Below are 25,026 nucleotides of genomic sequence, written 5' to 3' on the forward strand. Positions count from 1 at the left end.
AATGACAACTACCACGGATACAGTTGGTAACTATTCCATTATTCGCGAAATTGCCCAAGGTGGTTTTGGGCGAACCCTCTTGGCTGAAAACTCTGATGGGAAGCGGGTTGTTCTTAAACAATTCAATCCGCAGCAACATAATATTGGCTCACAAGCCCTGAGACTCTTCGATCAAGAATGTAATCTTCTTAAAAAGATCGGCCATCACGATCAAATTCCTTCTTTTATTGATTATTTTGAAGAAAATGATGAGCGATTTATAGCCCAGGAATTTATTCCCGGAAAAACGCTAAAGGAAGAACTTGATGAATCTGGAACTTTCAACGAGCAAGAAATAATTGATTTGCTATTGGATATCTTGCCCGTAATCCAATTCGTCCACCAAAACAAGGTGATCCACCGTGATATCAAACCAGAAAATATCATTCGTAGATCATCTGATCAGAAGCTGGTTTTAGTTGATTTTGGTGCTTCCAAGCCTTTAGAGACCACAGTTGTGGCTGAAACTGGAACGTCTATTGGATCGGCCAAATTTATTTCACCAGAGCAAGCGAGAGGAAAGGCTACCTATGCTAGCGATATCTATAGCCTGGGATTAACCTGCGCGAACTTACTAACCTATGCTTCACCATTTGAATTCGAGGACATAGAGACCGGGACTCTTGTTTGGCGTAATTTCTGCAAACAGCCAGTTACCGAACGATTAGCATTGATTATCGACAAAATGTTAGAACGGGGGCTGAAGAATCGATACAGTAAGGCGTCTCAAGTTTTAGAAGCCCTCAATGAGCTGCCGGAGCAGGGTAAAGAGGACTTGCTGAACCTTGATTCGACTTTCCCGTGGGAGCAGCAAGAAAACGAACCTGATGCCTGGTTCAAACGCTTTGAAATTTTCTTGCATATGACATCTGAAGAAAGAGATGTTTCTACGGCATATTTTCGGCAAGACCAGGGAGAAAACGATAGCAGCTTAGAAGAGTGGGTGACCTTAGCCAACCGCTTTAACTGGGAGACCAGAGCAAACGCTTATCATGAGTCTTCTATTGGTAGTTTTTTAAAGTACGTTCAAAAGTGGGATAAGCCTGGGCCATTAGCCATATTCATTAGACCTCTTGCAGCCATTGTTGCAACAGTGACTGTTTTAGGGGTAGCTGTCACCCTCATATCTCCTGATTCTTCCCAAGTTATCCAAGAGCCACCAGTAATTGAACAACCGATCCAAGAACCTGAGAGTGACGGTGGCATTTTGCCTAGATTTCCTATTCTCTATGATCTGAAAGATGATCTGGTGGCTGATATGGGAGCCTCAAAAGAACTGGCTCAAGGCGTCAATCATATATTTTTCATCATGAAAATCATAATGATGTTGATTTTCTTAGGAGCGTTTTTGGCAGGGTTAGGGATGTCAGCTAGGGTGATGATTAACGCTGAACGAAATTGAGCACACCAACCCGGATCGGGCTTGTCGGGGTGGCCGTGATCTACAACTACAGGTTTTTACGGCCTTGGGATTGATTGATAAACCGTCTGATGAAGCGTTACGTGGGGCGAATCAAAATTATCTCGCAGGCCCAGAAAAAACTACTAAAAAAAGGATCGCGGACCAAGCACTCTAGCATTTGCTTATTTATCCCAAATAATAGATAAGAAATGCCTAGTATGCATCCCTTGATTCCAAGTTTTGGCTGGTCTAAGATGAATCTAGTCAAAGGTTCCTGATTACCCTTCAAATCAGCGAGAAGGCAGCTCGATAAACGCCCGACCCCGCGATCGTTAGAGCGGGCCGGAACGGGGACATCCCCAACCCAAAGTTTTTCCTCCAAAGCCATCCCGCCCACGGCTCCAAATCGAGCCTGATTTTTAGCGGCGGTATATTCCCCAAGAGGCTAAGACCTCCCTTTCCGTTTTCTCAATATCAACATGGCCGACTTGGTTGCAAATACCAGTCGTGCCTTATCCACTATTCATTCTTAAAGGACAAAAACATGAAATTGATTACTAGCATCACCGTCAAACAAGCCGACCACAACGAGGTCATCGACACCGCCGCTACCCAAGTGGGCCAAGCTGCAAACAAAGCCTTCCTGTTCGTCATCCGCAAGGAAATCCAGGGCTGGAAAAACTTCACTGCTCTCTGCTCCTGGGGCCTATCCAAGGTGAGCCAGAAGCACGGCCCCATCTTTGAGGAGGTCAAGGGAAATGCTGTGGCTGTCTTCCGCAAAGGTTGTCAGCAAGAGACAGTGTTCGTCCAGGCGCTCATTAAGACCCAGCTCACCGACCGGATTGATGCCCATTGGGAACTGCACAATAAGGCTATTGACTGGTTCAAAGTTCAGACCCAGGCATTCCTGGCCGACAGTCCGGTTGAGGATACTTCTGAAGTCGTGGCTGAGGATCTGGCTCCTGACAGTTCGGCAGACCTGGAGGAGGCTGTGGCTGAGGTGGAGGAGCCTATCAGCGAAGTAGAGGAATCCCCTGTTATGGTCTTCGACCCTGACCCGCTCGATGATGAGCTAGCCGTTCCTCAAGACCCGACTCCTGTTGTGGCTAGTGGCGGGGATAAGCGTCGGACTGCTAAGAAAAAAGTTGAGTCGTCGATTTCTGGCTTGCTCAGACAGGAAGATGCCAAATACTCCGAGCTATGAACATAGCGCACCTTGCCTCTGGGCTTGCCTGGGGGCTGGGTTTTCTGGGGGTATATTTGTTGCTGTAACCCTTGTTAATAGGGCATAATTTGGATTGATGGAGCAATAAAATGGGCACATGGGGCTGTAGGAGTTTTGAGAACGATAGTGCATTAGATTGGGTTTATCTACTCCAGAAGCATGACGATCATAGCTTCGTTTTTGATGCTCTCAAACTTATAAATAGTCAGACGAATGCTATCCTTGTCGAGCCTGCCCCGACCCATGCTATTGCTGCCGCTGAGGTGATAGCTGCAATACTGGGGAGACCTTCTGAAGATTGCCCAGCGTCAGTCAAGACTTGGATCAAAAACAAATCGCCAATACCTCCACCAATAGTGGCTCAAGCTATACAGGCAGTTCAAACCATCCAATCAGATTCTAGTTTGAAACGATTGTGGAGATGCCAGGAAGACTTGGAAGCTTGGGAAGGAGTCTTACAGGATTTAGCTAATCGACTCAATGGAGCTAAGAAAAAATTAGAGAAAATCAAGTATCTCGACGTTTAGCTCATTTTTAAAAGATTTCACAATGGCAATCCCTTTTATCTGTCTAATTATTTTCAGTCTGATTAAGTTCTTTGTATCGGTTGGATCAGATCATCATAGTAGAGACTATCAGAGTGCTTTTGCTACCCTGATTGCTTCTTGTGGCGCTTGCCTGGCATTAATCAAGCTTTTACCTGTGCTGGCCGATATGCTGCCCCTGCCATCGTAGCCTCGACCCAACAAAGTCGGGTGCACTGCGAAATTTCAAGATTCCAGCAACAGTGTTGGCTTGAGTACTGTTCAGACCTGGAGATGCCATCGATTTATGTCTGGGTACAGGAGATGGAGTTCCAGGCAGTGCAACTAGGCTATAGATGGGAGTAAAATGAAGGGCACAAATATGTGAGGGGGCAGTACATGAATCGCAAACGAGTCCATGCCTATCTCACTGCGGCGATAGCTGTTTTCCTCTTCATCATTGGACAGGGAATGGCAATGGTCAGCCATTCACCGCTAGCAACTGCATCCCCCAATCCTTTAGCAAACCCGCACTTTGCCACAGCGACTTCTCTCCTTGAACAGAAAGATTTCCAGGGGGCAATGAGAGAACTCAATCAGGCAATCCAGTTAGATCCTTCTCTTGCCACTGCTTATTCATTTCGCGGAGTTCTCCACCTTGAGGCTAAAAATTACCAAAAAGCCACCGATGATTTCACCCAAGTAACTCGACTTGAGCCAAAGAGTGCTGATGCCCATCTCAATCTTGCTAAAAGCCAATTGATGCTCAAGGATTATCAAGCAGCTTTGCAATCAGCAACCAAGGCAACTCAGCTTGAACCGCAGAACCAGGCTGCTGCTCTCCTGGTGAAAATGATTCCACATCTGGCTAAGCCTGCCCAATAATGCAACGACAGAGAGCGGAGGCAATATTACTGCTACTGGCAAAATTGCAATCCCCAATCCCAAGGCGTTTCAGTGTTGAACCTGCCTTTGCGAACATTACTCAGACACTCAAATTCTCTAACTTCTTCGTTAGGACCCAATACGCCAAATCTTCTGTTCCAGCCGATGTATCCAAAAGAGACTGCACCGACATTTTTTACAGTTGCTGATGATTACATTTGATACTTCCATCAGTATTGCCGTACTGCCCATAAGGTTATTGGGCTTGGTTAGATTGTCTCTATTCGGTGTTTTTCTTATGCCAAAAGATATTCCATAAACTCTGGTTATTGGCGTTTGACTCCCATACGTGCGAGTTAGATTATCAGCTCTAGTGCAGCGTCAAGCTAAAAGATTAGGGTAGGTAACAATGGTGGCAGTATTGCAGTCAGACCGAGAAAACACCTATCCCTATGCCGAAAAAATATATTGTCCGACTGAGTGAAGATGAGCAGAACCATCTGCAAGCCGTCATCAAAAAGCTCAAGGGCAACAGCCAAAAAGTACGACGTGCTCAAATTCTTTTGAAAGCAAATGCCGACGGGCCAAATTGGACCGATGAACGCATTTCAGATGCTTATTCTTGTCGAGTTAAAACAGTTGAGAACATCCGTAAACGTCTTGTAGAGAGAGGATTTGAGGAAACCCTTAACGGTGCCCAACGTGTCAGAGCACCTCGCAGTCAGTTACTCGATGGTGAGCAGGAAGCTCAAGTCATTGCCATGCGATTAGGCAGCCCTCCTAAAGGCTACGGGAATTGGTCATTGCGCTTGCTGGCCCGCAAAGTTGTGGAACTGGGTATCGTAGAATCTGTCAGCGATGAAACGGTTCGTCAGACTCTGAAAAAAACGGGATGACCAACCGCAAGATTGAGTACTGGGTGATTCCGCCTGAAGCAGATGGAGAGTTCGTTGCTCAGATGGAAGAAGTGCTGGAAGTGTATGCTCAGCCTTATGACCCAAGTTGTCCGGTGATTTGTATGGACGAACAGCCTGTCCAACTCCACAAAGAAATCAAGTGCCCTATTCCAGCCACCGCTCAACACCCTAAGCGGGTTGATTATGAGTATGAGCGTGCAGGTACCGCCAATATCTTCATGTTTAGCGAACCTTTAGCGGGGTGGCGACAAGCAACTGTTCGTGAGCGGCGAACAAAAATCGATTGGGCCAGTGAAGTCGCAGTCTTAATGGAAGGACGCTATGCACAATGCCCACAAGTCATACTCACCTGTGACAATCTCAACACCCATACCAAAGAGGCTTTCTATGAGGTGTTCGAGCCTGAGCGTGCCCGGCGGTTCGTTCAACGCATCCACTTTTGCTACACCCCTAAGCATGGCAGTTGGCTGAACGTGGCCGAAAACGAACTGAGTGCAATGACTCGACAGTGTATTGATAGGAGGCGCTTTGGGACGATTGAAACTCTAAAAGATGAAGTTCAAGCATGGGCGATTGATGTGAACCACTCGCAACGCGGTGTGGATTGGCAAATGAAAATTGAAGATGCCAGGTGTAAGCTCACTTCTATCTACCCTAAAATTAAATATTGACGATGCACTAGCCTTAGCTTTCTTAATATGACAATTGACGAACTACGCCAAATACTAAACCCGCTAGATGCCTCTCCTACTGAGTGTGATGGTATGACCCGTCTATGTCATACCCAACTCTTTCAGCACAACATTCCCCACCAAGTTTATCGAGGGTCTTGCCGGGTGGATTCTCAGTTGATTCCCTTTCATTTTTGGATCGACTTAACGGAACATTTACGGGGATGGCGCGTAGATTATCGGCTAAGAATGTGGCTTAAAGATAAGAAACTGGATGTTCCCCATGGTGTATTCAATCTTGCCGCGTTCTCTCAGGTTCACTATCAAGGTGAGGCGATAGAGATGTCACCATTGTCTGAGCCACTTTTTCAGATTCTGTCGTTGGACTCTACTTCCCTTATCGCCTGTCAATCAAAACCCTAAAGCCAACTGCACTTGCGTAACCTCTCTAGCATCTTGAGGTAGGGGTTCTGGCTTAGCAGTTTTCTCGGGGCAATATTTCTGATACCCGCAGCGATCGCAATGCTGTCCCGTCACAGGTTTCCATTCCTGATCGCATCTGAGCTTCATCGCCATATCTTCAATCAGAGATTGGGCTTGCTGGTGATGATCGTCGTTGACCTCATAGGTCAGTTTCTCGTTAGAACGCAAGTAGATTACAACTCATTTCGGGTTTTATTCCATGATTCAGATCACTTAAAACCCGAAATGAGTTGACCGTTACACGACACTAATTCTGGAAAACGAACCAGAAAACTCGATTTTGTCCACTTAAAATCAGGAAGATTATTAATACAGCATTGAGATTGGCTGGCCCTGGGATACCCGGAAAGCTTAGAGAGAAAAGGGTTCTGCGTTTTATTCTTCGCCGAATGATCTCGTAGACATCTTCTAGCTTCCAGTCACATTTCTAGTTTTATGACACTAATTCTGAAAAACGGACAAGAGCCATTTAATTCTGGGATGTACAGGTATTCTTGCAACTGCATCTGCAGCCGTTGGTTTGATTTGGACTGTTTGGGATGCAACGGAAGATCGGAAATTAACACAAGAGAGGTTGATTACTGATCGATTTTCGAAGGCTGCAACCTGAAAACTGTGGAGCTTAATGGTCAGTGGGAACAGCTTTGGTTCCCACAAATTATTGCAGGGTAAGAAAACCCGGAAAAATTTACAGGTGGGCTTTTTCTATCATCAATACCTTGACCTTGCGAACAGTATTGATCGCTGCTCCAGTCCGCTTAGCTGCCTTGCGTAAGGATAAGCCTTCGTTCAATGCCTGCGTGATTTCCTGGTTTTTGGGCTTCGCCAAGAATTCAGCAACCGATTCCTGGCCGTTTGGTCGTCCGACATGGGTCCCCCAAGACCGAGCACGGTCCATCCCAGTTTTGATTGCCGCTGAGCGCTGTTGCCTTCTTTGATCCGTTTTAATTTTTAGCCCAATACAAGCAGGCTTGACCTCTAAAATTTCGACCTCATCTGGACTGAGCATCTTGGGTTTCATCCGCCGCAAATCTCTAATACCAATTAGCACCTAAGAGTGTAATTTTGATTATTTGCTAAGCCAACTCAGTATTGGGTTTCACGAGTTTGAGAGTTACACATTCAGGCACAGCTTGGTATAAGGACTGACTTAGCCTGATCAGGATCGTCAAACTTGAAGTATTCTGTGAGCGTTCCGATGGGGTGTTGATAGGAATGGTAACGATGGATAAAATAGCGCTCAACATTACCCCGATGCGGCCAATTGCCCAACACCTTAATCGCCACTGATTGATAATGTGATCGCAGCTCCTGCTCAATTTCCGGGATGCGTTCCTCTACAGATCGGGTGGTGACACCCGATCTGTAGAGGGTATTGCCATCAGCTCTGACTTCCAGATAGTAAAGCGTTGACGCTAGAATCCGCCGCAACTGAGCGCGATAAAGCCGCAGATCGGCTACATAATCAAGTAGGTCTACAGCGCTTTTTTTGTAAGCGCTTTCGGCTCGTTTCGTAAATCTAGCTAGCTTGCCCAAGATTAATGGCTCTTGTACTTGATTGAATAGCATCAGCGACAGTGCGCCAAAGGGGATCTTTCCGAGCATAGTGAATTCATACCCACCTCCTCTGCCTTTGAAGTCATTCCACTTAATTAGTTTTCTTCGCTCAAAGAAAGAAATATATGCTTTGCCAGGACCATGCCCTCTCCGAAATTTTGTGAATGCCTCAAAGTCTTTAGGAGATAGATGTAGGTTGAAGCGATCATAGGTGGGCAAATCGATATCGCGATCGCTACTCACGGCCCGACAAGTCTCGCTAATGTGGGCGAAATGGTGAGCTTTAATCCGTCCTTTCTTAGCAGCCAAGAACCCACCACAGTAGGGACAGGTCAGCCCTGTCTTGCCCCGTCGTACTTGGTCAATGGCGATTAGCTCTCCATCAGGGTTAACACCATACTGTAGACACATGCGCGCCACCCTTTATTTGATACACCTATTTTATGAATGAAGCCTAATCCGTGTCAAAAAAAGGATACTATGAACTACCCCGCCCTAAGAGGAACGGGGTTTCCGTCCTGCTTAGTTTGAGGTTTTGCACGCTTCTTCGCCCCAAGTTGCCTCATGCTTCCGCATACGCGCTTCGCGCAGGCTTCGCCTACAGTAGAGCTTGGCGACTCCACGTCTAAAGAGGCCAATTCCTGACCCCTAGCCCAAATCAAATTAACCTGAGCCGCATTAACGTCTCTATCCTCAATGTGTCCACACCTTGGATTAGAGCATTGATGTACCCGGTCGCTGAGCGTCTTAGGCGTTAACTCCCAGCACTTGGAACAGCGTTGAGTGGGCTTGAGTTTGCGAGTGGGAGATTCCAGATAAAATCCTCCAGCTTCAGCTTCCTTGTAAGCCAACATCTTGCCAATCGTGGCAAACCCTACAGACAAGATAGACCGATTAAGTCCAGCCTTCTGTTTCTTACGCTTGCCCTTCTTAGCCTTGCGAGTCATACCAGACACATTTAACTGCTCTCCTGCAATCAGGCTATTACCGCTCACTATCTTGCTGGTGATTTGATGCAGCCAATCGTGTCTTTGGCGTGTAACTCTTTGCTGTGCTTTTGATTTACGACGTTGTGCAGTCATCCATCGCTTGGAGGGGTTAATTCCTTCCTTACGATTAGGTGATCGCTTACGTCGTAATGCTTTTGATAGGTGTTTGACCAACCGCTCCCCGTCAGCAATGAACTGGGGTTTAGAAATTTGCTCACCCGTCGATAGAGTGATGGCTTCCTTACAGCCCAAATCAATACCGACAGCCCCCCGGTTGAGTTGAACGCACGGGAACACATTTGACGGTAATCGAGGCATACCATTTACCCTGTCGATAAACGATAGTGCAAGTGGTTGGCTCTCCCCAAGTCCTAGCTTGGCCCCGCATCCTGATCAATCCAAGATTCGTGAGCTTCAGGTGACCATGCTTACCCTCCGTCTGGGCTTTCCAGCCTGCCTTACAGGGGTAGGTCCAACCCGAATAATGACGAATACTCTTGAATCTGGGGTATCCCCGTAATCCTTTTAAAAAAAATGCATTGAACGCTAGATCCACTCGTTTGAGTGTGGCCTGCAATGCATGAGACCCCAGGACAGTAAACTCAGGCCATTGTGCTTTAAAGGCAGGCAAACAGTTTTGTTGAGCGAAGTAATCAACGCTAATCCCCCAGCGCTTATACATATCACGCCGCTCTGCCAGTGCCGCATTGTATAAATAACCATGCAGTCTACGCCACTTAAAAAGCTGTCGTTCTTGGGTAGGTGTGGGGTAAAGCCTGAAGGTGGTACGGCGTGTTAGCATACCTCTATTCTACCTTTACCTATAGGCAATTGAAAGCTAAGCATCATAAAGGTTCTCACTCTGTTTACTCTATTTACCTACATCTCGTTTTTGTCACTAAATATCGACGCCAAATCATTACGGATGACATGCTCCAAACCATGAGTGAAGTATTCCAGAGAGTCTGTAAGGCGAATAAATCAACCTTGATGGAACTCAATGGCGAACCTGACCATGTGCATTTGATGATTGATTTGCACCCAAATAACAACATCTCCAAATTAGTGGCAAGTCTCAAAGGTGCGTCCAGTCGCGTTGTGAGAAAAGAGTTTGAAGAGGATGTGCAGAAGGTCTACTACGGTAAGCCTGTCTTCTGGTCTAGTTCCTATTATGTGGCTTCGGCTGGTGGGGTTCCTCTAGGAAGAATTAAGCAATATATCCAGAACCAGAATGGGTTTGACTAATAGTCGATGCCGCTGCGCTCTATCGACGGGCTATCCTTCCCCACCCTATTGAGGGATGGGGACTGACGCCGATTTGTTCAATTTATTGTTAGATAGGAGATCCGTGGGTTCCAATATACTTCCTCAACCTCAAGCTCCCTTAAGGCTTGATTCACCTCCTCCAGGTGAAACGCTTTCGGGTCAAACTTGCTGCCAAGGAACTTCATCCAACCATTTGACTTTAACTGAACAGTCATCTAACTCTGCCAGTAGATCCATATCCCAGCGCATCTGAGCAACAATCTGCGATAGGTCATCCTCTTTATCAAAGACAAACATCAGCTCATATTGAATTCCCCTGGGTTTCGACTTCATCATCTGAAACTGTTCGAGCACCCGCTCCTCAATCGTTTTCCTGACTTTGCCTTTCTTCTTACCCTTTACCCAGAGTTTCATGCCCACTTGGACGGCATTCAGGGAACGCTCCACCGTGCTGGTCTGGGCCAATATTGCGGTTTCCTCGTTAGTGACGAAATTTTCTGGCTTTGCCTGTTTGGATGGTTGCCGTCTTTCCCTAAAACATCGCTTGCATAGCAACACCTCAAAATTTTCCTTCATATACTCGACAGGACACTTGGAATCTGGATCAATAAATGTTGCTCCGCATTTGGCAAGACCTGGATCTTCCGCTTTGGGCAAGTGGTAACGTCTAGATTGACCGAGGGTTTTTTCATTGAAACTACCGTCTCCAAAGTAACAATACTGAGGGTCACCAACGACTTCTTCTTGTGAAAGTTTTTCTTCTACCGAAGGTACTTCAACTGTTGAGACCTGGGGCCATATCGCAGACTCCTCAACGACCGCTTCCAGTCCCGTTTCCCCAAAGCCTGCCATTCCCAGCTTTTCCGGTAAGGCCCGCACATTTGCCACCAGCCACTCTAACTCCTGTAAGTTCTCCTGCCAGAGCTGAGCAAAATCAATGGTCCCCTCATCCAAATCATCTTGGTACAGGGGAGACTTCCCCGTCATCTCTGCTAATGCCTCCAGTAATTGACGCTGCTTCCGGTCCAACGACTGGGCAAAGACTAAAGGTTGCCCAGCTGCTTCTGCCCGGTAAAACGCAGTGATAGCAGCCTCTTGTTCTGCCGCCACCGTATACCGTCGAAAGGACCGCTCATCCGTATGGCCCGTTAATCGCCGGGCATGGGCTGGGTCTAACCCCATTCGCAAATATTCAGTCGCACTCGTATGTCGAAACTGGTGAGGGTGAAGATCGGGGAGTTCTGCTAATCTGCCGATATCCTCCACGGCAAAATAGACCCCGTGATAGCTGAGTCGTCGCCCCTCCCAGCCCTGGTGGTGAGACAGAATCAATGGAGACTCAGCCGATAGTTCTTCCCCTTGTTCCTTTCGCCAATCTAGATAATCCTGAACCACCCGCTGCCCCTCTGCTGAAAGGGGCACGAGTCGAGGTTGGTTGTTCTTGGTTTTGATAATACTCATCAAGCGGCCATCAAATGAGCCGACATTGGCGGTTACCACTTCCCCCGCTCGAAGGTTATGACTGAGCAACTGCACTAGGGCCAGATCCCTTAGTTGGGTCTGTTCCCGCTGTGCGATCGCATCCCAGACTCGCGCCATTTCTTCCGGGGTTAGATTCTGGGCTGGGGGCAAGGGCACCTTCTCAAACTTCACCCCTTTGGTGGGATTGGTGGGACATAGCTCCGGGTGAAACTGGGTCAGCCATTTGAAGAAACTCTTGAGGGCCGTCAATGCACTATTGAGACTGTTCTTAGAAAGGGTCTTTCCCTCAGCGACCTTTAGATCCATCAGATAAGCTTTGTACTGGCCCAAGTGCCGCAGCGTCAGATCCGACCATCGCAAATGGGTCCAGCCCAAGAATCGTTTTAGCTCTCGTTCATAGAGCTTTTGGGAATTGGGCGATAAATTGCTGTTGCGTAAAAACTCTTGGACAATCGGCCAACGGATATCCATTGGCGTGGGAATTCGTGTCGGTCTGCCTCTGGGGATAGATTTCGGAGATGGCGCTTGATCCACTTCCGTCGAGGGGAAGGTGATGAGTTTGACTTCAGGAATATCTACCCCATAATTTTTGCTCATCACCCTTGCTCACTCTCTAGGATCAATTCGTCCAAAGAAGCTGGAAAATCACCTCGCTCAACCATTTTCCGAAACGCTCGATAGCAATCCTTTTTATCCCCTTCCTTACGGGGATACCCCAACCATAGGACAAAGATGGACTGACTTTTAGGAACTTTGAACGCTCGAAAAAATAACCGATATCGATTGGGAATCCCCATCTTTTTCACTCGGCCAAACTTCTTCAGTGGTCCGGTTAACGCAAAATGAGAGGCAAAGGGATCGGCTGGAATTTTCTCTTTGATCGCCTGCATGGTAGCAGCATAGAGCTTCACCTTGGGATGGCGTACATAGTCTTCTGGGGGTAGAGTGGCTTTCAATCGCTTGACTTCAGCCCTTAATGCCTGACGTTGTTGCCCAAACAGGCGTTTGAGAAAGTAAATCTTCCAGCCATTAATCAGCATCGAGGATCACACCTGCGATTAACTCTTCGTCCTCATCGGCCATGTCTTGCGTATATTCTTCCAGCTCATCAGGGTTGGCGAGGGCCTGTTTGGTTAGAAAATCCAGGTAGAGACTGAGCATTAGGTCATCTTCGTCTTGGCCTTCATCCGTTGATTTCGCGCGTGAAAAGACAACGGTGTCTGGAGCAATGACTTGGATAACCCCATCTGAACCAACGAACTCGGGATGTTCCCGGAAGAAATCACTTGTGATCCGATAGCCAGAGGAATTCCCAATTTTGGCCCAAGATGCCTTGTAAGTTTTATCAGTCATGGCGGTATACCGTGCAATACAAACGTTATAACATACTGTAATAACGTCTCAACATAAAATATGAGTCTAATATCTTATATGGGAGCGATAAATAAGCATTTTGACTGATATTTTGCTTAATTAAATCAGAAAATACTGAAAGCACAGCTATTATCTGCTTATTATGCTTTTAAGCGTTCTCACTACTTAATTCTTTGATGAATTACTTATGTAGAGCTTTGCAGTATAAGTTCACTAACTCAATATCAGAGATGTTTTTGCAGGCAGTAGAGGCTAATAATGGGCTGCCCACAAGAATTGAGAGACATTGGGCACGGGATATGGCCACATTTAATCGATTCCGATTGAGTAGAAATTCTAATCCTCTTGGAGCGGTGTCACTGCTGCTTGCACACATTGAGAGAATCAGTATGGGTGCTTCTTGGCCCTGAAACTTATCAACTGTGCCTACCCGAGCGAGATCGCATAAATGATCCTTGAGATATTGAACCTGAAGGTTGTAGGGGGCGATCACCAGGATGTCGTTGGGGCCAATCACTCCCTGAGATTCCCCCCGGCTTGAGATGTAGGGCAGTCCAGTTAGATGCTCAACTAATGCGTCAATGGCTTGAATCTCTTCCGTACTGTGTTGAGAGTTCCCTTCATGCTCTACCGGAACAAAGAGAATGCCATTACCCTGCTCAATGGCATTGGAATGAGACTGATTCACCTGAATCTGATGGTGGTGGGTTTCAGTATGGAATTGAAGACGATTCTCATAAATAGCTTCAGAGATGAACTGGCAGATCGACGGATGCATGCGATAACTGGTATCGAGGAATATTCCCATGTTTGGCGGAATCGTTGCTTTGCCATCAAGGTAATAGCCCAAGACAGACTGTCCACTTTCGCCGGGGTGAGTGGCTTGAATAGGTTGCTCAAGCTGCATCTGGTCGCCCATTAAAACAATGTTGTTGGTACACCGAGCTATGGCTACGAAGTTTGCCAGTGCCATCTGACCGGCTTCATCGACGAATAAATAGTCCCACTGTTCTGCCATCTCAGGTTTGCACAGTTGAAAGGCAGTTGCTCCAAAGATCGAATAGTCAGACAGGGTGATCTTCTTTAAGTTATTTGCCCAGGTTAGCCCTGCTTCTAGAATACGTTCATCCTTTTCCCCGCCATATTTCAGACCCTTTAAATCAATGGATTGCTCTTGGCACATCTGAGCTATCTTGAGCATCAGATTAGAGATTGCCTGGTGACTATTAGCAGAGATGGCGATGGATTTGCCTTGCTGGACCAGTTGGGTAATGACATGGGCTGCGGTGTAGGTCTTGCCGCTCCCTGGTGGTCCTTGAATACACAACAGGCTGTTGTCGAGATGGGTGACAGCGGCTAGAGTGCCCGTGAGCAGGTCTGTATTACCTGAGATAATCTCAGGGGCTGAGTGATTGCGGATGCGTGGGGGCAAGCGATAGAGCAGATCTTTGAGAGCAGGCTGCAAAACGCCAGTCTCTCGCCATTGCTGAACAGTATCCAGGATCGATTGTGGTAAAGCTTTACTAGAAATTAGATTGGCATCAATGAGACTGCTGCGTTGGGGTGGCTCCCAATGGGGTCGTTCCTCCCGTGTTTTGTCTAGCTGCTGCTGTGATATCGAAATAAGTGCTCGTCCTGTCTGGGTGTCGAGTTCGACGAGTCGGCATCCTTTTTGAGGTTCTTCAGGGGCAAACCAGGTCTGTCCAGTTTTGATGCGGAGATCTTGAGATGGATCAAATTGATATTCATAGCTCCAGGATTTACTTCTGCCGGAGGGAGCAATAGGGGGTGTTTTGGTACGCTCTAGTCCCGCGATGCAGTCAGGTTCATCAAATAAGTCGGCTTCATCCATCTGGAGCCAGGTAAAGCGCTGCCACCAAAAGGGTTTAGTCTCTCTCTCGTGAAACTTCAGCAAATGGGCCAAGAGTTCTTGCACTTGGGCATCAGGCTTGGATGGAATTTCCGGGAGTTCTGATACTAGCTCTTCGGCCAGTTGAACGACGGGATCTTCGGTATCAGTCGGAAGTTCAGTTTGAGTCTCTAGGTCTGATTTAGACTGATATTCAATGTTTGCGTCTTGCTGAAGTTGACGGAGCCAAGTGGCGAGTTCGTAGGTTGATTCGCAATCGACTCGGTTATAGTCCTTGATGCTCTGTAGGATCTGTGAAGTGTCTGGGGTATCTCCATCGGGGGCTTGGAGCCACTGAAAGTACTGAACGACGGAATCAGCGGCATTTTTAACAGACTCTTCCCGAGTCCGACCATAAAGGGGTTCGAGATATTTGATGGAATAGCTAGTGGTACCGACTTGGAGACTTTGGCGCACCACCTGATACAGATCAATAAACACTTCGGCTCGCAGGAGATCATCGACCTGGGCTTCGCGGGTGGCATAGCGCTGCATCAACCGTTTAATGGCGATGGTTTCGTAGGGAGCATAGTGGTAGACATGCATGGATGGATCGTCTAACCAGCGCTGATAGATCCAGTCGATAAAGGACTCGAAGGATTCTTTTTCCATCCTGGCATCGTGTGCCCACCAATCTTTGAAGGGCAGCTTGTCTTGGTCGTGATAGATGGCTCCGAATAAATATTCCAGACCACCTTTGACGAGGGGATACCCTTCCATATCGAAGTAGACATCCAAGGGACTGGGCAGGGGCAGCAGGGCTAAACCGCGTCGGGGATGCTCTGGGTCTGGAGGAATCAGACGGTATTCAATGACTTCGGATGCGGCGCTGGCTTTCTGGAGCTGGGCTTGAAGGGTTAATCGCTCGAAGATGGCTGAGTCCAGTTTGGGGATGTGCTGAGTGGAGTCGGCGGCTGCTAATTGCTCAAGGGTTTTAATCCCCGCGTTCTCTAACCGGCGGATTTGGGTCTGGGTAACATTGGCGACTTGACTGAGGTGATCGATTTCAAGCAAATGAGCTTGGGCGATCGCTTGCCAGCGGCCATGATTTCCGACTCCAGGTAGAGGTTTCTGTTGGGGATTGAAATCAGCCATGCGGCACAGGAAGTTCTGGCGCACCTGATAGAAGTAGTAGATGTATTGTTCAGTGGAGAAGGATTCCTGGGTGCCATTGCCCAGCAGAAGGCGAAACTCTTGTGGACGGGTGCCTTGAACGTGATGAAGTAGATCCAGATAGCAGGCTGATTGGATTATAAAGTCAGGTTTGGGGTTGAGGGCCAGCTTGCACTCTAGGGGGATATAGGTCCAGTCACCGAGGAGAGAGGGCTGCTCAACGCGGACTAGGAAGTCAGGGTAGCCTATAAAGTTTTCATGCTTGAGGGCTGCTTGGTAGATGTAATCATGACCGGCTTTCATGGCAGCTAGGGTTTCATCAAAGCTGGTTCTGTCTTTGACTTGGAAGACATTGGCTCCCTGCTCAAGGAGTTCAGTTAAAAATTTCTGTTCATGCGCTTGCCCAAGCTGCACCAGGGCTTGGAGCATCTCATCGGGTTCATGCTCAGGAGGGGGAGACTCAGGATGCTCTAGGGCAAAGCGATCCATCCAGCAGGCAAAGTCACTGGTAAGGAACTGGATCAGGTCTTGGGGGGAGTAGACGGGACCGGTGGGCGATCGCTGCATAGGTTTGATCCTGAAGGAAAAAAGTGAAAAACGTCGATTTCGACCAGGATAACCATATTTCACCGATCAACATATTACTTCCTGCACAATAAAAGTAAAAAGAAGGTAGTTCTATAGGATTTAGGAGTAGATATGCCGTAAGGCATCCAAGAATGTTGAGTCAGAGGTATAGGGGGTAATCTCATATTGACTATCTGAATCGTAAAAATCGCCCAGTGCTTTACGGGTCTTATTGTCTGTTGGCGCTAATTTCACAAAGCGATCGCTCACGACGGCCTGCAATCGTTCCCAGTCACTGTAGAAGTACTCTTGCAACAGCGGCATAATTTTCTGGTACCAGGCGAAATGGAGGTCTTCAATACTATCGAGGCCCATTAGATAGCTGTGGCCAATCTGATAGTCTCGCCCTAGTAGAGCAGTTATTCGCCGATTCAGTTGATCCAGTAACTCTCCCAGTTCAACTCCTTCAACAGTTTTAAGGAGACTGTAATTAGGCATCTGTTCGACGAAGGTGAAACGACGCCTCAAAGCAATATCTAACAGGGCTATAGAGCGATCTGCCGTATTCATAGTGCCGACAATCAGAAGATTCTCTGGAACTCCAAAGGTTTTTTGAGAGTAGGGAAGCTGTACAGTAATTTCCTGTTCCTCCTCTAACCGTTTATCGTTCTCGATCAGAGTAATTAACTCTCCAAAAACTTTAGCGATATTGGCGCGGTTAATCTCGTCAATCGCGAGCAAATACTTGTGGTCCGGGTCGTTCTGGGCACGATTGCAGATATCTTTGAAGATGCCATCTACGACCTCATAGCGAACTTGTCCATCCTCTGTAACCGGCTTCAATCCTTCCACAAATTCTTCATAGGCAAAGGACTGGTGAAACGTAACAAACCGCATGTAGTCGGAGATAGCTGGTTTCGATTCTTCTGGGAGGTTCAGCTTATCTAAAGTATCAGACAATTTCATCTCTACATAACCTTCCCCTTCCTCCGTCAAGCACCATTCACTTTTTTCATTCTTCTCAAACAAAAAGGGAGGTTGCCGATTCTTGTACTTGACCGTTTCTATGTCAGGTGATGTGTGAATTTGGAGCATAGCCCAAATCTGGTTCCTGAGCTTTTGGGTCTGAGTCAAAGCCCAATAGTCTTTTATAAGTGGGTCTTGAGCAATATCTGGCACTTTGATCAGAGGCTGTTTATCACGCTTTAAATACAGAGCTAGTGCAATCACCTCATGCCACTTCAGGGGTCGAATCAAATCCCGCCGCCGCTGTTCTGGTGAAAGCGGGACGCTCAACTGTTCACTCAAGTAGAAGCGAGCGAACCGATTGACGATATAGGTTTTACCGGTCCCTGGTGGACCATACAAAATCAGGTTGCGTGTGGTCTCCGCAAGGGTGGCAAGTTGAACGATTTCCTCAGGTAAGTCTAAATGATCATCATGATCTGGCTGTGCAGGTTTGAGTCTCCTAGCACCAGGCGGCATTGTTTCATAGAGAAACCTCATCATCGAGTGGGTATCCATCCCTGCAAATTCTGGATGCCCTCTCAAAAAGGTCAGCAATTGTCGGTTCTTGGCATGGAGACCATTGTGGGGCTGTTGTCCCAAAAGGTTGAGGAAGTGAGCCAGATGGTAGGGATTGGAAATGGGTAAAAATTTATCGGGAAAATACAAAGAGAGGGGTTTTGCCCTCAGACCATTTCGGTTGGGGCCAAGCTGGGTCGAGCCGATCACATCTAGATGGTCGAATTGATCTTTTTCTACAGCTTTAAGCAAATTCAGCAATCCGGTCTTCAACTTGAGGAAAGCATCTTCTGCCGTATCGCTTTGCAGAGAAATATTCCATTTCCATTTCTGGTCTGCCCTGCTCCAGAAGATTCCCCATTTCCCTGCATTTCCCCCAGAAACACTACCCAAATTTCGAGTTTGGAACTCAATCCAATAGCAAAAGCTATCGGGCTTACCAAGCGTATAGGTTTCAAGGGTCAAGTCGTTTAGCTGTTCACGAGGAAACCGTTGTAAAAAATCTTTTTGGAGATCATCTAGTTCTGGAGGCATCGTTCTGGAATTCCCTTGGTTGAGCCAATCCTTTAGCTCTTCCTTCAAATCTTTGACCTGATTCTGACTAACCATCTGTGTCCTCAAAAATTTGATTTAGCTCTGTGATCAGGTCTTGCTTCGTTTGTTTTGTTGATAAATCTTTCAGTAAATTGACCGTAACGGCTGTTATATTCCCAAGTCCGCTTTCTAATGAAAAACGAAATCTGATGGGTTTAGTGAAGTTACTGGTCTGTGGGTACATTAGCGTCACTTGAGGACAGTTGAAACGATTTAGGTAGGCGTACATTTGATAAAAGTCAGCTTCGATGATGCCGACTTTATGGTTTGCAGGTTTGAGTTCCTTGTATTTGAAATCAATCAACAGGGGATAGGCATGATTCTGACGAAACACGAGGTCTGGTTTCAGCCTAAAGACTGGCCGCCCTTGGGTCTGCGCTAGATATAAAACGGCCTGACGCCCTTGAGGAAGTATTTGGCAATCCTGAAGCGAGGTCGGCAATACATCTCTTCGATGACGCTGAATAAACCCAGTCAAGAAGCCTTCGAAAAGCTGATTCATATCAAAGACAAAAGCAAAAGCAGTTTGGTCGCTAGCAGACAGTTCAAGTCCTATTCGATCGAGAAAAAGACGGGCCAAATTTAACAGCGGTTCATATTGCTGATTCATGCGTGTGAGACAAATGTTTTGGGCCATTTGAGAAGTCACAACAGGCAGGAGTAGAATTCCGTCCATCCAATAGCGGAGTTCTGAGAGCATCTGGTGGTTCTGATGGTCTCTTGTAAGTTGTAACAGACCTTCCACCACATATCGAAACACTCGGTTCAGAAGATTATCTTGGGTGAATTCGTCGTAAGTGACAGCAAATTGGTGCTTCTGTTCAGGGCGGCGAATTTGAGCTGAGAATCGCCATTTCCCTTTCAATACTGATAATGAAGCATCGATAGGTTCATAGCTTCGTGAGGGTCCCTTTATCCACTGGCGTTTGAGGTTGAGTGCAAAGAAATGGATAAGAACTTCGAACCAATCCTTGGATTTATTTAGCTCCGCTAAATGTGTCTCTCGAATGCCTAAATGTCCGGCATAGTCCAACATCATTAGCAGATTACGAGCCGCTTCTTGTTCTCCCAGTTCCCTATCTTGGGAGCGGTAGACTTTCGGCAAGATTTGAAGGGTTCGGCGACCCAATCGCAAGATCCCTACATACTGTCTGGCCTGGAAAGAGGTCTTTCCCTGACGTAGGATGGGTCGGAGAATCTCAATGCCATGGATTTTGGAAAAGCGACTCAATAACTTTATCTCGCGCTCCGTCAGGCCATCCGTATCCTCATACTCAAATAGAGTAATATTGCCAGTTGTCGATGGACTTCCCAATGGAGGCATAAATGGATAAATTCTCAATGACGTTTATCAGGAAACCGTGGACTATAGGTTCTACAGTCATAGATCTACTTGTCCCAGCGCTCATGGGTGACGGGTAAGCGATTGAGGACGTCTCTATAAAACTTCCATTTAGGCATGAATTTATCCATCAATGCGATGAAATGGGAGTTATGGGTTGGCTCTAACAAGTGAACCATCTCATGAACAACCACGTACTCAAGGAAAATAGGGGGCTTCTTCGCTAAGTCTAGATTGAACCGAATTGTTCTTGACTCTGGACTACAGCTTCCCCATTTAGTTTTCATCTTTCTGACGGTGAAGTCAGCCACTGTCACCCCCATAAGCTGTTCCCATTTAGCGATCAAGGGAGGGATGGCTGACTTGAGTTGCTGACGATAGGACTCATCAATGATGGCACGCTTCTTAGCGGCATCGGCCCCTGGGCGGACTTGCAGGGTCATTTGGCTATGGTTGTGATTGAGGTTAGGGGGAGCATCCTTTTCCACTACGTCTAGGAGATAGCGTTTGCCCCACAGATAATGACTTTCCCGGTTGAGGTATTCGCGGGGGGCTTCCCGTTCTTGAGCGCGTTGCTTACGCTGTTCCTGTTTAATCCATCGCAGTTTAGAGACAGCAAAGAGGCGGATGGTGGCTAGATCCATTCGCTGCGGTGCTGAGATCCGCACATTGCCCTTGGGGGGATAGACGCTGAGGTGGAGATTCTTGATGTCCTTTTTCACGACCTCTACGGTGATATCGCCCAGTTCGATGGTTTGTCTATCATCCATATTCTGCAAACCCTGCTAATAATCCGGTTGCGCCTTGATAATCAGGAAAATCCGTTCAACTTTATCAACATCTTGAAGAATCCCATAAAGTGCGGTTTTAATCTGTTGTTCTTTGGGACCTCCGTTGTCTCGCCATGCGTCGGGACGTACCCTGTTGATCGTCTCATCAATTCGGGTGACCAATTCCAGAAGGTCGGCTTCCTGTGACTTATCGTCGGGGGTAGAGGGATCTGAGTCATTTTCTGGACCTGTACCGAGGGTGTCTTGTCTTAGTAGGTTATATAGCGCTCGACGACCAGGGGTGTTGAGTTGCTCAGGGGTGTCCTCAGATTGGCCTGCATCCACTTGTTTGACCAGTTCAGCAACCTGCTGCAAATAGTCTTCGTACTCAATCGCTTTCTGTTGGCGCGCTTCAATAATCTCGTCAAGGAGAGCAGACATTTTGGCATAGTAGGCAGGGTCACGGAGGCTTTCTTGGACGATGGTGCTGCGGACGTTATTCTCAATGGTTTCAGCGACGGCTTGGTTATTGCGCTTCAGGCCTGGGGGTAGGTCGTCGATGGCTTTGTCGATGCCAACTTTGGCGATAATCTTTAGCAACGGCATGTCCTCGAAGGGTGAGATTTTGCGGGATTCACTGGCTTCGATGTAGGTGTCGATTAGGTGGCGCATGTCCGCTTCATAGGCTTTGAGATCAATGGTCTCATTGCTGGCTTTGCGGATGATTTCCCGGAGGTTGAGGGTGTCATCGAGTCGTTTTTTAATGCGGGCGATGTCCGCTGGCCTGTAGCCTGCGGCTTCTAAGGCATCGGCGATGTTGGCATAGGCCCGAACGAGGGCGATTGTGGCTTTGTATAGAGCAACCCTCTGGGGTTCACGAAGTTTGAGGTCTTCTGGGAGTTCGGTGTTGCCACAGAAGTAGTGGATATAGTCGAGTTCGTCCCGAGGAGGTTGGACCGGTTCGCAGAGAAGGACAATCTCTTCGATGGCATCATCTAGACGGTAGCGACCTTTAGTGAGGTGGTCTTGCAATAGAATTTCGGAGTCACCGCCTTCGAGGTCGCCGTGGTCGAGGTCGGAGGTGTAGACCGAGATGGCGTTTTCAACTTTGCGGAACAGGTCTTTGTAATCGACGATATAGCCAAAGTCTTTATCATTGCCATCTAAACGATTGACACGACAGATGGCCTGGAAGAGGCCGTGGTCCTGCATGCTTTTGTCGATGTAGAGGTAGGTGCAGCTTGGGGCATCAAAACCGGTGAGCAGTTTATCGACGACAATCAGCAGCTTCATGTTGGCGGGCTGATCTTTAAAAAGCTCTTTGGATTGGTCTTCGTAGGTTTCGGTTTTAGTCTTATTGGGTTGGGCAGTGATGTTGGTGAGCAGCTCGGTGTAGAGGTTGTAGATAAACTCTTTATCCGTTTCGGTATTGGCTCCAGTGTCTTCAGTGGTGATGTGTTTAGTTTGGGGATTGTAGGAGGTGACGACGGCACACTTGCCTTTGAAGACGGTCTTTTGGAAGAGTTCGTAGTACTTGCAGGCTTCGTAGATGCTGGAGGCAACGAGGATAGCGTTGCCACGATCATTGCTGAGGCGGGGTTTGACACCAAAGTCGAAGACGATATCACTGACCACCCGATTCATGCGGGAGCGGGAGCTGAGAACTTTTTGCATGGTGCCCCACTGTTCTCGCAGAGCGGCTTTTTGCCAGTCGTTGAGACCTTTGGTTTTGGCTTCGAACCAGGCATCGACTCTATCTTCAGAACCGAGTGTTTGGTTGATATCACGGGCTTCGTAGACTAGATCGAGGACAATTTCATCAGCAACGGCTTCGCTGAACTTGTAGGTGTGGATATAGCTGCCAAAGGTTTCGATGCTGGTGGCTTTGTCTTTTTTGAGGAGGGGGGTGCCGGTGAAGCCGATGAAGGTGGCGTCGGGCATCAGGGCTTTCATGGTGCGGTGGAGTTTACCCCTTTTGCTTTGGGTGCGGTGGCATTCATCGACAAAGACAAAGACTTCGCCCACGGTGGGACTGGGTTGCGCTTCTAGATCTGTGATGAACTGATCGAAGTTTTTGACGTTGCGTTTGCCGAATTTATGAACCAGGGAGCAGAGGAGGCGAGGCTTGGCTTGGCCGAGTTGGGCCATCAGGTCTTTACCGCTGCGGGTACGGGAGATGGTTTCACCGGCATCGTTGAAAACGTTTTTGATTTGTTTATCAAGTTCGTCACGGTCGGTGACGATGACGATACGGGCGTTGGGGTTATTGGCTAGGGTCCATTTAGCGAGGAGGACCATCGTAATGCTTTTGCCGCTGCCTTGGGTGTGCCAGATGATGCCGCCTTCTGAACGGCGCACATGGTCTTGGGCGGCTTTGATGCCGAAGTACTGGTGAACGCGGGGCAGCTTTTTAGTGCCGGCGTCGAAGAGAACAAAGTTGTGGATAAGATCGAGGAGACGCTGTTTGTTGCATATCTTAAGCAGGTACTTGTCGAGTTTGTAGCGGCTGTTGTCCTGTTCGTCTTCTTTCCATTTAAGGAAGTATTTCTCGGGGGTGCCGATGGCACCGTACTGAAGCCCTTCGGTGTCGTTGCCTGCAAAGATGATCTGGACGGTGCTGAAGAAGGCTCCGATGAATTCGGGGCGTTGGTTCGTGAGGCTTTGGCGGATGCCATCACCGATGGAAACGCGGCTGTTTTTGAGTTCTAGAACGCCGATGGCGATGCCGTTGAGGTAGAGGACAATATCGGGGCGTTTTTCTTTGTTACCGTAGACGGTGACTTCTTCAGCAATGGCAAAGTGGTTTTGCTCGGGCATCTCCCAGTTGACGAGTTGAACCGTTTCGGTGTTTTCGCTAGCACTGGGTTTGACCTGGACACCATAGCGGAGCAGGCTGTAGATCTCCTTGTTGTTGTCGTAGAGGCTGCGGTTGGGGTTATCGGCTTCTGTGTGCAAAATGTAGAGGGCTGAGCTGATTTGTTGGGGGGTATAGCCTTTTTGAGTGAGGTAATCGGTTAATAGCGGGTCTTCGATGTTGCTATTGCTTTCACGATATTCCCAATTACCGAGGTAGTCGTAGCTGAGTTCATCGCGGAACAGGTCAACGACTCGATTCTGGGTGACTCGTTCAGGTTTGCCGATGCTCATATGAGGCGAATCCTCCCGGTGAGTAGGTTGTGCATCATGCCTTGTTTGAGTTGGCGGGTTTTAGTAAGTTTGGCTTCGAGAGTGGCGATTTCGGTGTCCATGTCGGAGAGGATGGTTGCGATCGCTTCTTGTTCGGTCAGTGTTGGCAACTGCAGATGAAGACTGCCAAATTCATTACCATTGATACCCGGTTGTCCGCTACGCATAGACATCATACGAACCCAATTCCAATATCGACTGGTCTTAGTGAAAGCAGCTAAAAAATCTGGATAAAGCTTCAAAGTATCAATCCTTGCTCTGATAAGAAAGCCAGCAAAAACTAGCTCACCATCATTAGTACTATAAAGGTAGGACTTACCAACACTTGCGCCAGTTCGAGCGAAAACAATCTCATTCTCATTCAATATGTATTCTGATGATTGTGGATGGTTTACCGCTACTCTCCCTTCCTTTAACAATCGCCCATCATCATCGATGTCTGTGATTCTAAGGTAAATAGGCAAACTGCCAGAATGAGAGACACCGGCAGCATTAATGCCATAGTCAGGATTACTCAATAAGCAATCTCTCAGAGGTAGCTCTTGCCAATCTTGAGCAAACCCATCTAATCGCCGCTTGCCCGTCAGCAATTCCTGCATGGTGCCTTGTTTGATGTGGCGCTTTTTGGCGATCAGTTGCTCTAGGGATTCGATGAGGGCGTCGGTGTCGCTTAGAGTAGTTGCGATCGCTTCTTGTTCTAGAGGTTGAGGTATAAGGACTGGACACTTACCCAATACGCCTTGGTCAATAGTGGTCATAGTGGCTGTCTTTGCATGAGCCACCAAATATTTCCTTGCAATTGGCGAAATACAAAAATTGAATAAGTAAGAAGGTAAAATCAGCTCTCGATCAGGTCTTACACGAATAACATGGCTGTCAAAAACAACAGCTTCATCATGACTAGATAAATAGATATTGCAGTGTGCAATACCTGAAGGCACAATGGAAGAACGAGTAAAAAATAAATCACCCTTTTTAACTTTAAATCGTTCCTTCTCGTCATCAGTGGCATTGAACAGCTCTAGTGACTCTAAACTGATTGGTGTCTGTTTATATAAATCACCTACATTTATCAGTCTGACACCAGAACCTTTTAGGGAAGGTTTATAAAAGACTCCATTTTGCATCGGCTTACTACAAATGGAATCAAGAATTGAGCTTTTCCAATCCTCTGGAATTACCCCAACCTCAGTCTGCTTATACCCCC

At 47.5% G+C, this 25,026-nt stretch carries 20 protein-coding genes and 1 pseudogene; 8 read left to right on the forward strand and 13 right to left on the reverse strand.

Translation table 11 applies throughout. The annotated features are described in order from the left end of the window. Position 1: 1 nt before the first annotated feature. The 7 genes from HRE53_RS31870 to HRE53_RS31900 all read left to right on the forward strand — a co-directional run bounded on the left by HRE53_RS31870 (position 2) and on the right by HRE53_RS31900 (position 6,086). A complete protein-coding gene (locus HRE53_RS31870) occupies positions 2–1,441 on the forward strand; it encodes a serine/threonine-protein kinase (protein ID WP_255801657.1) in 1,440 nt (479 codons plus the stop codon). 544 nt (positions 1,442–1,985) lie between these two features. Beyond that, entirely contained in the window at positions 1,986–2,645 is a 660-nt protein-coding gene (locus tag HRE53_RS31875; protein WP_235112643.1) for a hypothetical protein, read from the forward strand. Positions 2,646–2,755: 110 nt separating this feature from the next. After that, a complete protein-coding gene (locus tag HRE53_RS31880; RefSeq protein ID WP_235112644.1) occupies positions 2,756–3,193 on the forward strand; it encodes a DUF4259 domain-containing protein in 438 nt (145 codons plus the stop codon). A 396-nt stretch (positions 3,194–3,589) separates the two neighbouring features. Beyond that, the gene (locus HRE53_RS31885; protein WP_235112645.1) at positions 3,590–4,075 is read left to right on the forward strand and encodes a tetratricopeptide repeat protein; all 486 of its coding nucleotides are present in this window, start codon (positions 3,590–3,592) and stop codon (positions 4,073–4,075) included. 452 nt (positions 4,076–4,527) lie between these two features. Further along, positions 4,528–4,971, forward strand: a complete 444-nt coding sequence (locus tag HRE53_RS31890; RefSeq protein ID WP_235112647.1) for a helix-turn-helix domain-containing protein — start codon at positions 4,528–4,530, stop codon at positions 4,969–4,971. Next, positions 4,968–5,663: an IS630 family transposase gene (locus HRE53_RS31895; RefSeq protein ID WP_235112648.1), complete on the forward strand. Its 696-nt coding sequence runs from the start codon at positions 4,968–4,970 to the stop codon at positions 5,661–5,663. The genes HRE53_RS31890 and HRE53_RS31895 overlap by 4 nt, the downstream gene beginning before the upstream one ends. A 27-nt stretch (positions 5,664–5,690) precedes the next feature. Next, the gene (locus HRE53_RS31900) at positions 5,691–6,086 is read left to right on the forward strand and encodes a hypothetical protein (RefSeq protein ID WP_235112650.1); all 396 of its coding nucleotides are present in this window, start codon (positions 5,691–5,693) and stop codon (positions 6,084–6,086) included. Here the strand turns inward: HRE53_RS31900 and HRE53_RS31905 are convergent. The 4 genes and pseudogenes from HRE53_RS31905 to HRE53_RS31920 form a co-directional block, all read right to left on the reverse strand. Then, positions 6,075–6,314, reverse strand: coding sequence for a hypothetical protein (locus tag HRE53_RS31905; RefSeq protein ID WP_235112651.1), 240 nt, complete (start codon positions 6,312–6,314; stop codon positions 6,075–6,077). The genes HRE53_RS31900 and HRE53_RS31905 overlap by 12 nt on opposite strands. Before the next feature lie 520 nt (positions 6,315–6,834). Beyond that, entirely contained in the window at positions 6,835–7,167 is a 333-nt protein-coding gene (locus HRE53_RS31910; RefSeq protein WP_235112654.1) for a hypothetical protein, read from the reverse strand. Positions 7,168–7,268: 101 nt separating this feature from the next. Further along, positions 7,269–8,114, reverse strand: a complete 846-nt coding sequence (locus HRE53_RS31915; protein WP_235112655.1) for a GIY-YIG nuclease family protein — start codon at positions 8,112–8,114, stop codon at positions 7,269–7,271. Between the two features lie 74 nt (positions 8,115–8,188). Continuing rightward, positions 8,189–9,494 (reverse strand): annotated as a pseudogene (locus HRE53_RS31920) (RNA-guided endonuclease InsQ/TnpB family protein). A gap of 29 nt (positions 9,495–9,523) precedes the next feature. Between HRE53_RS31920 and tnpA the strand changes: the two are divergent. Then, complete coding sequence (gene tnpA / locus HRE53_RS31925) at positions 9,524–9,937, forward strand: IS200/IS605 family transposase (RefSeq protein ID WP_235112636.1); 414 nt, start codon at positions 9,524–9,526, stop codon at positions 9,935–9,937. A 180-nt stretch (positions 9,938–10,117) separates the two neighbouring features. Here the strand turns inward: tnpA and HRE53_RS31930 are convergent, their stop codons facing one another. The 9 genes from HRE53_RS31930 to HRE53_RS31970 form a co-directional block, all read right to left on the reverse strand. Continuing rightward, positions 10,118–12,037: a tyrosine-type recombinase/integrase gene (locus HRE53_RS31930; RefSeq protein ID WP_235112656.1), complete on the reverse strand. Its 1,920-nt coding sequence runs from the start codon at positions 12,035–12,037 to the stop codon at positions 10,118–10,120. Then, positions 12,037–12,480 (reverse strand): type II toxin-antitoxin system YhaV family toxin, encoded by a 444-nt coding sequence (locus tag HRE53_RS31935; protein WP_235112657.1) that lies wholly within the window; start codon positions 12,478–12,480, stop codon positions 12,037–12,039. The genes HRE53_RS31930 and HRE53_RS31935 overlap by 1 nt, the downstream gene beginning before the upstream one ends. Further along, on the reverse strand, positions 12,470–12,793 hold the full coding sequence (locus HRE53_RS31940) for a hypothetical protein (RefSeq protein WP_235112658.1): 324 nt from the start codon (positions 12,791–12,793) through the stop codon (positions 12,470–12,472). Before HRE53_RS31940 ends, HRE53_RS31935 begins: the two co-directional genes overlap by 11 nt. A 202-nt stretch (positions 12,794–12,995) precedes the next feature. After that, a complete protein-coding gene (locus tag HRE53_RS31945) occupies positions 12,996–16,403 on the reverse strand; it encodes a TM0106 family RecB-like putative nuclease (protein WP_235112660.1) in 3,408 nt (1,135 codons plus the stop codon). A 120-nt stretch (positions 16,404–16,523) separates the two neighbouring features. Beyond that, positions 16,524–18,536, reverse strand: coding sequence for an AAA family ATPase (locus tag HRE53_RS31950; RefSeq protein ID WP_235112662.1), 2,013 nt, complete (start codon positions 18,534–18,536; stop codon positions 16,524–16,526). After that, entirely contained in the window at positions 18,529–19,845 is a 1,317-nt protein-coding gene (locus tag HRE53_RS31955; RefSeq protein WP_235112478.1) for an McrC family protein, read from the reverse strand. The genes HRE53_RS31950 and HRE53_RS31955 overlap by 8 nt, the downstream gene beginning before the upstream one ends. A 65-nt stretch (positions 19,846–19,910) precedes the next feature. Further along, a complete protein-coding gene (locus HRE53_RS31960; RefSeq protein WP_235112480.1) occupies positions 19,911–20,633 on the reverse strand; it encodes a M48 family metallopeptidase in 723 nt (240 codons plus the stop codon). 15 nt (positions 20,634–20,648) lie between these two features. Next, positions 20,649–23,780 (reverse strand): type I restriction endonuclease subunit R, encoded by a 3,132-nt coding sequence (locus HRE53_RS31965; protein ID WP_235112481.1) that lies wholly within the window; start codon positions 23,778–23,780, stop codon positions 20,649–20,651. Then, a complete protein-coding gene (locus HRE53_RS31970; protein ID WP_235112483.1) occupies positions 23,777–24,946 on the reverse strand; it encodes a restriction endonuclease subunit S in 1,170 nt (389 codons plus the stop codon). The genes HRE53_RS31965 and HRE53_RS31970 overlap by 4 nt, the downstream gene beginning before the upstream one ends. Positions 24,947–25,026 lie beyond the last annotated feature (80 nt).

Origin of the sequence: Acaryochloris sp. 'Moss Beach', from assembly GCF_021497025.1 — a bacterium.
In the GTDB taxonomy this organism is placed as follows: Bacteria; Cyanobacteriota; Cyanobacteriia; order Thermosynechococcales; family Thermosynechococcaceae; genus Acaryochloris; species Acaryochloris marina_A.